This window comes from Empedobacter sp. UBA5987 (assembly GCF_002429865.1).
Taxonomy (GTDB): domain Bacteria; phylum Bacteroidota; class Bacteroidia; order Flavobacteriales; family Weeksellaceae; genus Empedobacter; species Empedobacter falsenii_B.
Window position 1 is genome coordinate 1 of record NZ_DJBB01000016.1, and the last position, 13477, is coordinate 13477.

The window sequence follows — 13477 nt, forward strand, 5'->3', positions numbered from 1 at the left end:
CGCAAACAGTAAAACATTTTAACCATGACTTTCAACTTTTTGACACTCGTCTCCAAATCATATGACATTTTTATGATCCTTTTTCCAATATTTAAATACATAATACATTTCACAAATCTAAAATCTCAATTCTCCCATCTAAAATCAATCATCTAATCTGTACTTTTTACTTAATACTTAATACTTTGTACATCATAAATACTACATTCTACACCCCCTCAATACTCACATCGAATCTCGTATATCGAATCTCTAACATCTACATCCTTAGCAATCATTCCCCTTCATCACCTACCAATTTCGTTCACAGCTCGTCAGGTTTCAATCACTTAAAGCTATTCAGTCTACATTCGAATTGTTGCTGAACCAAGGCAAATAAAGTTTAATTTAATCACGTTATTCATTCTACTCATTTCAACTATACAACCGTCATTTCGGGTGGAATTCTGAAAGAATTTTGTATCGAGAAAAAAGGTTTTGACGTAATTCAAAATAAGAATAAACATTAAAAAAATTTAACTTAAGAATTCGTATTATTATAGCGTTCAGCAAAATAGGATTATCAGATTATAAATAACCTTATTAAATAAAATATTGTAACATCTTCTAAATCTGATTTTTAGAATCGAAAAATAAATATTATTCTTTAATCAATGCTAAATTATCACTCTTTAATTTTATTTTCAACCAGTTATGCAATAGATTTTCATCAATTTCTTGTTCTGAATGATATATCACTATTGGTTTTGCTTTTAAACTATCACTATAATGTTGAATAATCCCAAAATAAACATAACGTATTGAAGGAAACAAGGATTTTATTTCACGTTCAGTAGTAGCATCTCCAATTTTTTTTTGTTCTATTTGTGTTTTTAATTGTTGTATTTGTAAATCTTTTTCTGTTACGTTTAGCTGATTTTTATTTATTTCACTTAATATTTCTTGTTTTAAATCACTATTATTTTGTCGAACAACTAAAGTTGTATTCTCTAAACCAAAATCCGCTAGCTTATTATTAAATTCTTTTATTTGTAAACTATCATATTTCTCTGTTAAAAATGCAAGTTCAATACGTTTTGGATTTGATCTAAAGTTTACATTTTTATAAATAATAGTTTTACCTTTCAACTGAAACTCTTTTTGGATAAATGTATTTACGTTTTGTGTATATCTTTTTTCTTGTAATAGATTATAGGCTAGATAGAAACTAGGTAAAATTAATAAAGACATCAAAACAGTTATAGTTAGTCGTACTTTTTTGTCTAGTGCAGGGTTTTGGGTTTGTATTGGCTTATATTTCAAATATTTCAATACCAAAAATGTAGATAAGGCAATAAAAAAACAATTTATACTATATAAATATAATGCACCCGCTAAAAACTTAAAGTTGAGAGTTGCTAAACCAAAACCTGCTGTACACAATGGTGGCATTAATGCAGTAGCTATTGCTACCCCTGGTATTGGGTTACCTTTCTCAATTCTTGTTATTGATATAGCTCCTACGACACCTCCAAAAAAAGCAATTAGGACATCATAAATTGTAGGCGATGTTCTGGCTAATATTTCTGACTCTACTTCTTTAAATGGGCTTAAATAAAAATATAAACACGAAACTACCAATCCAGCTAATGTTGCAATAAACAAATTCTTAGTAGATCGCTTTAATAGGGTAAAATCATAAGTTGCTAATGCAAAACCAGAACCTACAATTGGTCCCATTAAAGGTGAAATTAACATAGCTCCTATAATAACTGCTGTTGAATTAACATTTAAACCTATTGAAGCTATCAAAATAGCACATGCTAAAATCCATAAATTTGCTCCTTTAAATGAGATATTACTTTGTACATCCTCTTTGACCTTATTCTTATCTTCTTCTCCAATATGTAGATTGAGCAATTTGTATATTCTATTCATAGACATTTTATTGATATTAATTGTCGTACTTCATGACTTCGTAGGCATTAAATATAATTATTTTAGTTTTAATTTTAGTATTTAATAAGGTGTTTTTACTTTAAATGAATATCAAGTCTATTTAGATTATAAAATTTTTCTCATTCCCCTAATTTTTGATTTAGATCGGGATCATTAGTATAGCTTAAAAGTTGATAGAACTCTTTTTTTATCAGTTAAATGAGATGGTTCAATTTTTCCATTTAACCAAGGTCTTCCTACTTTTATAAACCTGTGTCTCATTCTTAAATCTTAAACATACCAATGAAATTTTGATTGAAATTCATGTCCGTTATCTGTTTGAATTGTATTAATTCTGAAAGGAAATTTATCTACAACATAATTTATGAAATCAATTGAACTTAATTGATTGCGCTTTTCATATATTTTAAGCACAATAATTCGTATAGCATCATCAGTAGCTGCATATTAAAATTACTTGATTTTATTGCAATATGTATTATGAAAATCAGAAATTTACCATCAACTTGTACATGATGACCAGTTGTTTCTTTTTCGTATAAAATACTACGTATGGCTCTTCTAGTAACCTTCTGTCTAACCTACCCCTATTATTACGCTAGAATACGACAAACTCTTGATTCTTATATTAAAATATCATACTAATATTCTAAATACCAATTAATTCGCCAAGTCCCTAATCTATGTTCTTTTCGAAGTTCTAATATTTTATTTACAATTTCTTGCTTGATTTGATTGGGAAATGTACGAGTTATTGTTTTCTTTCTAAGTAAACCTTCTTCTCCGTATTCATCATATGCCTATTTCCATTTATAACTACATTTTGTTATCTGATCAAATAATCGAGAATTAAAAATTCGAGTAAGTATTATTAATTTATTTTACTACTTTTTCTCAAAATCAAGTAGCCTAATACTCCAGCAATTAAAGATGTTAATAAAACGGCTAATTTAGCTTCATCAATTAATATTTCACTATTAAATGATAAATTAGATATAAATATAGACATCGTAAAACCGATACCAGCTAATAATCCTACACCTAAAATATGGTTTAAATTACTCCCTTCTGGTAACTGACCAATGCCAAATCTTGAGCAAATAATGGAACTTAATACAATACCTATTGGTTTACCAACTAATAAACCTAATAAAATACCTAATCCTAAAGGAGAGCTTAATCCTTCAAGCATCTCGTTATAAATAGTTATATTAGTATTAGCAAATGCAAAAATTGGAATAATAATAAAGTTTACAGGCTTTACTAAGGCATGTTCTAATCGTTCTAATGGCGATTCTTGATCAGTATTATTTGTTGGTAAAGTCATTGCTACTAATACACCTGCTATTGTAGCATGTATACCCGAATGATGTACAAAATACCATATAAATATTCCTGGAATCAAATATAAATAAGGATTCTCAACGTTTAATCTATTCATTAACACTAATACTCCTAGGCCTACACCCGCATACATTAAATACACTAAGTCTATACCTGATGAATAAAATAAAGCTATCACTAAAATAGCTATCAGATCATCCACTATAGCTAATGCAGCCAAAAAAATCTTTAAACTTATCGGAATCCTTTTGTCTAACAATGATATAACTGCTAATGCAAATGCAATATCTGTAGCCATAGGAATTCCCCATCCACCTGAAGTATCCAAACCTATATTAAAATATATATATATTAACGCAGGCACTATCGCACCACCCATTGCTGCTAAAATAGGAAGAATAGCTTTTTTAGGTGATGATAGTTCACCTTCTACAATTTCTCTTTTTATTTCTAGACCTACAAGTAAGAAAAAAATAGCCATTAATCCATCATTAATCCACATGCTTGTACTATACTTTAAATGAATCCAACTATTTTCGACTCCAAATTCATAAGATAATACACTTTTTAATGTGTCACTTAAAGATGAATTAGCTATAATTAAAGAAATCAGTACGCATAAAAAAAGGAGGAAACCTCCAAAATTACTCGACTTAATAAATTCTTTGAATATTTTTAAATTGATAGAACTAGCCATAATTTAACTTTTATTATTTTAGAGCAAGATAATAAAAAATATGCAACTTCATAAATTGGCTTTCATTGGGTAAAATATCGTCATCTCATACTAACATTTCTGGCAATAAAAAAGTTATATTCTAAAAACAACTAAACCTTAACATAATTTCTAAAGCAATTCATCAATAAATCCCCATTTTGAGTGGAATTCTAAAAGAATTTTGTATCGAGAAAAAGGTTTTCAAATAATCTGGTTAAAATAAGACTACCTTATATAGAACAATTCTAAAACTCATCAAAAATGAGAGGTTTTTCAAAAAAATGAGTTCTATTTTTAAAAAATGAGTAGAATTAACAAAAATTGGTCTGTTTTTTCTAAAAATAGGTATTGACTTGCTCAATAACTTCTCTGAACTTTGTATAGCATTAACCGTTAACCCTTTACCGTTAACCGTAAAACACAAAAACATGAGAAAAGTAACTCCTATTTTACAAACACTCATTTGCTACCTTTTTATTGTTTTATTTGTCTATGCAGCAGTCAGTAAGCTTATCGATTTTGAGACTTTTCAAACGCAATTGGGACAATCACCCTTATTAGCTAGTTATGCGATTCCTATTTCGTATGGAATTATTGCTATAGAACTTGTAACAGCAATCTTTTTGATGTTTGAACGGTTCCGAGCATTCGCTTTACAGATTTCACTTTTCTTAATGGTGATGTTCACGACCTATATTATCATTATTCTACATTTCACGGCATTTACTCCTTGTTCATGTGGTGGTGTTTTAGAAAAATTGGGATGGACAGAACATCTCATTTTTAATGGTGTATTTGTAGGATTGGCTTTAATTGGCGTTAGAATAACAAACATCTCTCAAACATGGAGAGGTTATGTAATTCAACAATTCTTTCTTATTTTAATTGGAATTGTTAGTGTAACCATTTTATATGGTTTATCAGAAAAGAAATCTCAGTATAACAATGCGTTTACGCGTAAATACATTCCGCATTTAGCCGAAAAACAAACTACTTTCGACTTAGAATCAACTGGTTATTATATAGCAGGAATTGATAGTTGTTATCTCTATTTAGCCAATACAGAAACACCATTATTTCTTAAAAGATATGATTATCTCGCTAATCAAATGAAGGATATAAAACTAGAAATTGATCAATATAACCTGCCTTATAAAAGAGTGATTGCTTATGTACAAACACCTTATTTTTATTTAGGAGACGGTTCGGTTGGCATTTTATTTCGAGGTAAAATTGATGATTGGAAAGCAAATACCATTTCTAAAGGAGATGTATATTATAATCAATTTGTGGTAGCAGATTCTTCTAAGTTTGGGATAGCAACTTATAGTACCAAAGTAAAAGCAAATGTATTGGGATTGTTATCAGAGCATCAACTACAACTTAACTATGGCAGTCTAGAAAAACAACTTGACGGTACATTTGAGTCAGACGGTACATTACTATGGAATTCCCAATTAAAAAAGTTTATCTATGTCTATTACTACAAAAATCAGTACCTCGAATTTGAAGCTGAATTAGCTGAAATGAAAACAGGAAATACCATTGATACTATTTCTAAAGTTCAGATCGATGTAGCCTATTATAAAAAAACACAACAATATAAGCTAGGACCACAAACCTTACTTGTAAACAAATTAGCCTCTACTTATGGTAATCAACTCTATATATCGACTGATCGACTAGGCAATTTCGAACAAAAAATAGAAGGTACAAGTGTCATAGATCAATATGATTTGGTGAACAAAAGCTATACTCATAGCTTTTACCTCTACCATTCACCTAAAAATCAACTTAGAAATTTCACCATTTACAAAAACAAAATATTTGCGATTGTAGATCATGAACTTTATATCTATAACAAAAGAAAATAAATCGTTGCGCAACGCAGGGGATGACTGAAAACCTGTACAATAGAGTAAGTCACCACATTAAAATTATACAAAATGAAAACAAATTTTCTAAAAAAAGCGCTACCAATCGGGGTAGGAATGATGGCTGTTGCTTTTGCATTTGCCACTGAAAGTAAATCTTCTCAAAATAGTGAAGAAGAAGCTATGACAGGATATATTTACAATTCTGCAACAAATCATTGTGATGACGTAAAAGTTGAATGTTCAACAACAATTGGATTACCTTGTACTGTGAACGAAAATGGAATTGAAAAAGATGTTTTTGAATTGAGAGATTTATCAGAAACTTCGTGTAGTATTCCACTATATCGTCAATAATATTTAAGTCTAATTTAAATAGGAACGGAGCATCTGCTCCGTTCTTTTATTTTAAATACGTATCAAACCAATTTTTTATTTTAGTGGATAAAAATTGTTGATTGGTTTTATTTTTTAAGGTATGTCCTTCATGATCAAATAAAAGTAATTCGGCTTTTTTTCCTAATCGTTTTATTCCCATAAAAAAATACACACTTTGGTACCAATTTACATTATAGTCTTCTTTGCCTGTCCATATTAAAACTGGTATTTGTAATTCTTCTATATGATAAAGAGGCGAGTTTTTGTAATATTTATCTTTTAAATTATATAAACTATCACCCATTCTTAATTGGTAATTTTCTAATCGCCATAATTGATCTGACTGATTATCTATATTATAATCATGGTAATAACTAATCAAATCGGTTATAGCTGAACCAACAACAGCTGTTCTAAACAATTTAGATTGTGTAGAAATAAAGGCTGTTTCATACCCACCAAATGAATGTCCAATTAAACCAATTCTTTTTTGATCAATTGTCGATAGTTCTACAGCTTTTTTTACGGCATTTTCTACACTTACCAAAGCAGATCTGCCCGGGTTTCCAATTTCATATTCTATATCGGGTAACAAAACAAAATAGCCATCTAATACATAGTCCATGAAATTAAATCCGATAGGTGAATTTTTAGATGGTAAAGTAAATTCGTTTACTTTAAACGAATTCTTTTCATAAATGTACACAACCATAGGATATGTTTTAGTTGAATCGTACTGAGAAGGGTATAAAAGAGCTCCATTCATCACGTTTCCATTTATAGATGTATAGTTTATATTTTTAGAAAAACCTAAGTCGTATTCACCTAGCTTAGAGTTGCTTTGGTAAATAATACGCGTTGTATGATTAGTTGAAAGTTCATGAATTGAAGGTGATTCATTGTATTTTGCTTTTCTGTAATACAATTTATTTTTGTTGCTATCACTGTAAATTGGATTGATTTCGGCATCAGTTCTGAAAGAATGTATCACTTTTCCCTTTTTTAAGAACGCTATTCCGTGTGACTGATCATCTTTAAGGAGTTTAATGATCAGTGGTTTATTCATGTCAATACGACGATTTAATGAGTTCGTTAAATTGAGAGATGCCAAACGATTGTGTTCTTCTTTTTGTTCTCCAAAGGTAATTTGCTTTACTTCATTTTTATCTATACTAAACTGCCACAAATCATAGGTTGATGTTAGTACAATAAATTTTCCATCCTCTGACCAATAGGGCTGATCAAAAGGTGGTTTGTCAGTTTCTGCTTTAGTTCTATCATAAAAAACTTGAGAAAGAACTGTTGTTAACTTTTTATGTGTTTGCTTTTTTACATCATACAAATTCCAATGCTTCGTTTTAAAATAAGCAATGTACTCCCCATTTGGTGAAACAGAAATAAAATTAGGATTGGTATACAGACTATCGATTATTTTATATGATTTTTTTGATTGATAATCATTTAAATAAACATCTGCAATTTCAAAATATCTATATTGTGGTTCATACTGTTTTCTATCAAATGTCAAGGCAAAGTGGATATTACTATTAAGTGCGAATTGGTTTCCTTTTATTTCCGTAACAGAATCGTATTCATCAACAGTCCAAATAAACCGTTTATAACCATCTTTTTGTTTCATTAATTGTTCTTTGGGATAGATCCACGTATCGTTGGTAGACCACTTTTCAATTCCTTTTAAAGAATCTTCGGTACTTTTTTCATTTAGTTGAAATTCAATATACTTTCCATCCGCTAATACACGAATAGATTCATCCATAAAATGATAAGAAGGATTTATTTTCAACCAATTTTCTACATTGATGAAATTCAGCCTTTTTGTTTGGAATGCATAACGAACTATTTTTCTCTTTTCATTTTCATTTTCAAGAAATGAAAAATACTGTCCATTTTTACTCCAATTATTTAGAGGAGATCGATCATTAAAAATGTACGTGCCTATATCACTTGATAGCTGATCAATAGCCTCTAATTTTGAGCTATAAAAACCAACTGTTTTTCCATCCTTAGAAAGAATTGCTAATGTAGATGAAGCAGGGCTCCAACTAAAGTTGGAAACATTATGTTTTGTAACAAATTTTTCCGTCTTGGTATCAAATAGCGTCAAAACATCATCAGTTGTTAAATAAGCAAGCTGTTGATTGGTCGAATCAAATTCTACTTTTCTAATTGGTTTATTCAACACAAGAACGCTTTTCAAATTTCTTAAATCGATTATTTCAAGTTTGCTTTCACTTAAAAGGATTGCAAAATGTTCGTTATTAGAAAATAAACTCTTTTTTGTATTTTCTCTTTCTATTACATTTGAGGTTGAAGGATGAAATAATCGAATGATATTCTTACCTGAGAAGAACTCAGAGGTTTCAATCCAATTTCCGTTAGTGCTAATATCACGAATTGTTGTATTAGTAGACCATATACTGTCTAAATCGTGTGTATATGTTTTCTTATTTATCTCTTGACCAAAGACGTTGTAGGTCGAGAGAACAAATCCCAACAGGATGAGGAATATTATTTTACTTATTTTTTCCATTGGTACTAATTCTGATGTTTGTATGAATGCCTTTTTATGATGTTGTATTGTAGTACAACTTCTTAATAGCCTTGGTTTTGTGGTAATAGATTTGGATTAATTAAAAGTTCAGCTTCCGGAATTGGTAATAATACATCAGTTGCTTTCCAATTTGCTTTTATCGGACTTAAGACTTGATCTGCCAATTTCCATCGTTTCAAATCAAACCAACGATGGCCATGTTCTGTAAACAATTCATGTTGACGTTCCGTTACAATTGCTTCAAAAATATCTTGAGAAGATGAAGTTGTGATAGGTGTTAATCCAGCTCTTTTTCGAATACTATTTATATCCTCTTTTGCTCCATTCAAATTGCCTAATCTCAATCGTGCTTCAGCTCGAATTAAAACCTGTTCAGCAAGTCTAAAAACAATGGTATATTCTTTACTTGTTGTTGTCGCATACTTTTCTTTGTATTTGAAGGGCATTACCCAATTTTTCCCATTAGTAGTAATTTGTTTTGTCCACTGTTGTTTTCTCAAATCAGTTGGCTCAAAAGATTCAAATAGGTGAGGGGATAAAGAAGCATTAGGTGGAGGGCCAGCCTCAAAAATATAAATACCACCTTCATTAGAATTTCCACCTTCTACTTTAGCTTTTAATTGGAATAGTGTAGAACGACTTTCTTTCAAAAACTCTTTATTCAACTCATTCTCTAACTGAAATTTGCCTGAATTTATAAGTTCAGACGATTCAATTTCAGCTTTTTCCCATTTCTCTTGGTAGATGTATAGACGTGCTAATAATGCTGTAACATTATATTTGTTTGCCCTAAGGTTACTTGTAGCCGATGTAAGTTCACCTAATTGTTGTTTAGATTCAATAAGATCTTCTTCAATTTTTAAAAACACATTTTGATGACTTGTTTTTGAACTTTTTTGATTAATCGTATAATCTGTTGTCGTAATAAATGGAATATCTCCAAATAAATTGGTTAAATAGAAATAAGTTAACGAGCGGATAAATAGTGCCTCAGCTTTGTATTGTTTCTTTTGCTCATTGGTCAATCCTTTTGATTTTTCTACACCTTCTATTACCGCATTGCATTCGTATATTACTTTATAGGAACTTGTCCAAACCTCTTTCACACCACTATTTGTAGGGATAATTTGATGTTTGTAAAATAAATCCGTCACGCTGTTAGCAGTAGTATAACTATCTAACTCGTCTGAGTAAATTCCCATGTAAAAACCAGCACTAGATAAATTTCCAGCTATTAAGCTGTTATCACGTAATAATGCATATAAAGTGGTAACGGCGGCTTGTGCTGTTTGGTTATTTTCAAATACATCTTTTTGGTTCAATTGTCCTTTTGGAGAATCCAATTCCACAAAATTCTCACAACTTATTATCGTATTTCCTATTAGGAAAACGAATAAAGAATAGCTTACTATGTTTTGATATTTTTTCATAATTGTGTCATTAAAAATTAGCTTTAAATCCTATCGAAATTCTTCTCAAAGGAGGAAGAAAACCAGTTGTCTGTTCTGGATCACCGTATTTATACTTACTCCATGTACATAGGTTCTGACCTTGCGCATAAATCACATATTGATTGGACTGATTTTTACTTAGAGGAAGTTTATAAGACAATGACACGTTTTTCAATCGAATAAAAGAGGTATCGGTTACCATCGCATCACTATTATTAAAGTTAGAATAAGCAACTGTCGCTGCGGAATTAGAGCCACTTGAATAATTCTGAATTACCCCATTTGGAAACTGATTTAATACAGAAGCAGGCTGATTATACATTGTACCCGGCATAGTAGTCCCATAGAATTCATTAAATCCTTTTTTCTTGACAAATTGAAAAAAGAGCTCGATATTAAAGTTTTCATAGGAAACAGAATTGGTGAAACCTCCATAAAAAGAAGGATCTAATGATAAAACTTGTTGTTTATCTTCTATGGCGGTTATCTTTCCATCACCATTATAATCTGTAAATTCATACAAACCAGTAGTTGGATTAATCCCTTGCAAATGATACATCTTCTTACTGTTCAATGATTTTCCAATCACATACATATTTGCATAGGAGGTGTTTTCTAAACCATCAAATGCCACCAATCTATTTTTAGGAATAGTAAGATTAAAAGAAGTAGACCAGTTGAATTTAGCAGATTTTATAGGAACAACTTGCAAATCCATTTCCCAACCTTTATTTTCTACAACAGCATTCAAATTTGCTTGTATAGAGGTAAAACCTGTTATAGCGGGTAAACTATAGCCAACCAATTGGTTGCTTGATCGGTTTTGATAATAATTCAGTGTTAGGTTAATTCTATTTTTTAGGAATGCGGTTTCTAAAGCAAATTCCAACTTTTTATTTTTCTCCCATGAAAAATCAGGATTATACAAACGTGCTGTTGTCAATAGTATATTCCCATCATATCCATTCTGACTGATGTTATAGGTATTTAGATATTGATAATCTCCAATCTGATCATTTCCTGTTACCCCATAGCTTCCTCTCAATTTCCCAAAACTTAACCATGATACCTCACGTAGAAAACTTTCTTTCGAAAAAAGCCAAGCAGCACCAACTGCACCAAAATTTGCAAACCGATGATTAGGACCAAATCGGCTCGATCCATCTCGTCGTCCCGTCAAGTTAACGAAGTATTTTTCGTGTAGATTATAATTTACTCTTCCATACAGAGCAGCATATTTATATTGCTCTTCAGTATCCTTGTATATCGTCACATTTTTAGCAGCGCTTAAAACATTCATTAATTGGTTGTCTGTAAAACCATTTGCCATAATCACCAACTTAGTTGTTGTTTGGCTATTCAAAGTCCCCCCAATTAATACGCTTAGTTTACTCGAAGCAGTTAAATTAAAATTACCATCCAATTGGGGTTCTATTAACCACCCTTCATGATGACCAGAATTTTTAGTCATGTTAGATTGCTGACTTGTAGCACCAAAAGCAGGATTACGAATAGTATGTGGATTAAGTTGACTATCATCTAAATCTGATCGATTATACCCTACGTTTGTTCGTAAAACAATATTATCCATCAACAGATAACTTGTATTCAAATTTGTATTTAGATTACGTGTATTATTGCGGTAACTGGCATTGAGTGCCGCAAGTGGGTTTGTCCAAGTATTGTTTTCCCAATTTAAGCTACCATCTTCATTAAACAACCTCGGAGCATTTGGAACAAGTGTCCTTGCAGTTCTGGTTAAATCTTGTGTAGGCAAATAGTTTTTATCCTGTCCATAATTAGTGGTCCATTGCAATTTTAGTTTGTTATTCGCTGTTTTATGGTTTAATGTCGAAAAAAAACTGAATTTATTGTATGCAAAATTACCATAGAAAACAGAAGTTTCTTTCATGACATTGGCACCTATCATAAAATTAGTTTGCTCATTTCCACCATTAATAGAGGTACGAATGTTGTGATTGAAAGCTGTATTCCCAATAAGTAGTTTTTGCCAATCTGTATATCTGGTCATATCCCATGTTCCATTTATGTCGTAGGCTGTCGTAGGGTATTTCGTTACACCATCATTCACAAAGGCTTTTTTTCTTATATCTAGATATTGTTCGGTAGTAAGTAGTTTAGGAAGCTTAGTAGGGCTAATAACAGTGGTAGAAGCATCTATAGAAATACTTGTTTTTGTCGCTTTTCCTTTCTTAGTGGTAATCAATAGTACACCATTGGCTCCCCGTGATCCATAAATAGCTGTAGCATCAGCATCTTTCAAAACTTCGATAGATTCTATAGATTGTGGATCGATATAATTTAAAGGATTTATAGTTGACCCATAAAAGATTTGTGCTGAGGTTGAAGTATCTCCCATCGAATTGGTATCAAATGGAACACCATCTACTATAAATAGAGGATTATTCCCCGCAGCAATACTATTTTGGCCTCTTATCCGAATGGTGTAGCCGCCGCCTGCTGTTCCAGAAGTTGGTGTAATCTCTAAACCAGGAACACGACCTTGCAAAGCATCTAAAATAGAATTCACGGGCTGATTCTCTATTTCTTTAGCCGTAACACGTGCTATAGACCCCGTTCGTTCTTTGTCTTTTATATTGTAATACCCCGCATTAATCACCACATCTTTCAACTGAATCCCCTCCTCCTCTTCTTTTGTGAAACGTACATTGATCACGCTTCTATTCAATACTTCTTCTTCACGAATAGGGAAATCCAATTGCTCGAAAATCAGTTTAGCATTATCCTGTTGTAAAGTCAACGAGTAATTTCCATTGTCATCAGTAAAAGTGGAATTATCGGTTCCCTCCTCTTTTACCATTACGCCCACTAGCGGGACTTGAAGTTCTTTTACCGTTCCAGTCACGGTTTTTCCTGTTTGTGCTAACAATGGTGTTGCACAAAACAATCCCAATAATACAGCAAATGACTGCCTACTGAGTTTGAAGTAAAATTTTTTCATAATTTTACATAAGTTTTTTAAAATTCAACATTAGTTTTAAAAGCCACTCCTTTTCCTGTACATCGCGCCAACTTTGTTTTAGGGAAAGGAGGTTTTGTTTTTTTATTTCAAATTTGTTCTTTATTTTCATTTTTTGAGCGCAAAAAACATTTGAAATTAAAAGGAGGAGCCATAATATGGCTCAGGTATTCTTTTCTTTAATGTCACTTTTTACTTGAC

7 protein-coding genes are annotated in these 13477 nt (G+C 31.2%); 2 read left to right on the forward strand and 5 right to left on the reverse strand.

Annotated elements, in window-relative coordinates:
• Positions 1–639: 639 nt before the first annotated feature.
• A complete protein-coding gene (locus B3J26_RS02695; RefSeq protein ID WP_038337098.1) occupies positions 640–1917 on the reverse strand; it encodes a DUF389 domain-containing protein in 1278 nt (425 codons plus the stop codon).
• An 892-nt stretch (positions 1918–2809) separates the two neighbouring features.
• Positions 2810–3979 carry a Na+/H+ antiporter NhaA gene (nhaA, locus tag B3J26_RS02700; RefSeq protein ID WP_038337095.1) on the reverse strand — a complete coding sequence of 390 codons (1170 nt, stop codon included), beginning with the start codon at positions 3977–3979 and terminating at the stop codon, positions 2810–2812.
• A 449-nt stretch (positions 3980–4428) separates the two neighbouring features.
• Between nhaA and B3J26_RS02705 the strand changes: the two genes are divergently transcribed.
• Together B3J26_RS02705 and B3J26_RS02710 are read left to right on the forward strand one after the other, a co-directional pair.
• A complete protein-coding gene (locus B3J26_RS02705) occupies positions 4429–5874 on the forward strand; it encodes a DoxX family protein (RefSeq protein WP_349679502.1) in 1446 nt (481 codons plus the stop codon).
• A 72-nt stretch (positions 5875–5946) separates the two neighbouring features.
• Positions 5947–6231, forward strand: a complete 285-nt coding sequence (locus B3J26_RS02710; protein WP_291073113.1) for a DUF6520 family protein — start codon at positions 5947–5949, stop codon at positions 6229–6231.
• Between the two features lie 46 nt (positions 6232–6277).
• Here B3J26_RS02710 and B3J26_RS02715 read toward each other — a convergent pair whose 3' ends face one another.
• The 3 genes from B3J26_RS02715 to B3J26_RS02725 all read right to left on the reverse strand — a co-directional run bounded on the left by B3J26_RS02715 (position 6278) and on the right by B3J26_RS02725 (position 13258).
• Positions 6278–8803: a prolyl oligopeptidase family serine peptidase gene (locus B3J26_RS02715; RefSeq protein ID WP_291073115.1), complete on the reverse strand. Its 2526-nt coding sequence runs from the start codon at positions 8801–8803 to the stop codon at positions 6278–6280.
• Positions 8804–8865: 62 nt separating this feature from the next.
• Complete coding sequence (locus tag B3J26_RS02720) at positions 8866–10254, reverse strand: RagB/SusD family nutrient uptake outer membrane protein (protein WP_291069823.1); 1389 nt, start codon at positions 10252–10254, stop codon at positions 8866–8868.
• A 10-nt stretch (positions 10255–10264) separates the two neighbouring features.
• Positions 10265–13258 (reverse strand): SusC/RagA family TonB-linked outer membrane protein, encoded by a 2994-nt coding sequence (locus B3J26_RS02725; protein WP_291073116.1) that lies wholly within the window; start codon positions 13256–13258, stop codon positions 10265–10267.
• Between the last annotated feature and the right edge of the window lie 219 nt (positions 13259–13477).

Bases quoted from the DNA above. Each gene is read 5' to 3' on its own strand.
- B3J26_RS02695 (WP_038337098.1), bottom strand. From the start codon at position 1,917: ATGAATAGAATATACAAATTGCTCAATCTACATATTGGAGAAGAAGAT.
- nhaA (WP_038337095.1), bottom strand. From the start codon at position 3,979: ATGGCTAGTTCTATCAATTTAAAAATATTCAAAGAATTTATTAAGTCG.
- B3J26_RS02705 (WP_349679502.1), top strand. From the start codon at position 4,429: ATGAGAAAAGTAACTCCTATTTTACAAACACTCATTTGCTACCTTTTT.
- B3J26_RS02710 (WP_291073113.1), top strand. From the start codon at position 5,947: ATGAAAACAAATTTTCTAAAAAAAGCGCTACCAATCGGGGTAGGAATG.
- B3J26_RS02715 (WP_291073115.1), bottom strand. From the start codon at position 8,803: ATGGAAAAAATAAGTAAAATAATATTCCTCATCCTGTTGGGATTTGTT.
- B3J26_RS02720 (WP_291069823.1), bottom strand. From the start codon at position 10,254: ATGAAAAAATATCAAAACATAGTAAGCTATTCTTTATTCGTTTTCCTA.
- B3J26_RS02725 (WP_291073116.1), bottom strand. From the start codon at position 13,258: ATGAAAAAATTTTACTTCAAACTCAGTAGGCAGTCATTTGCTGTATTA.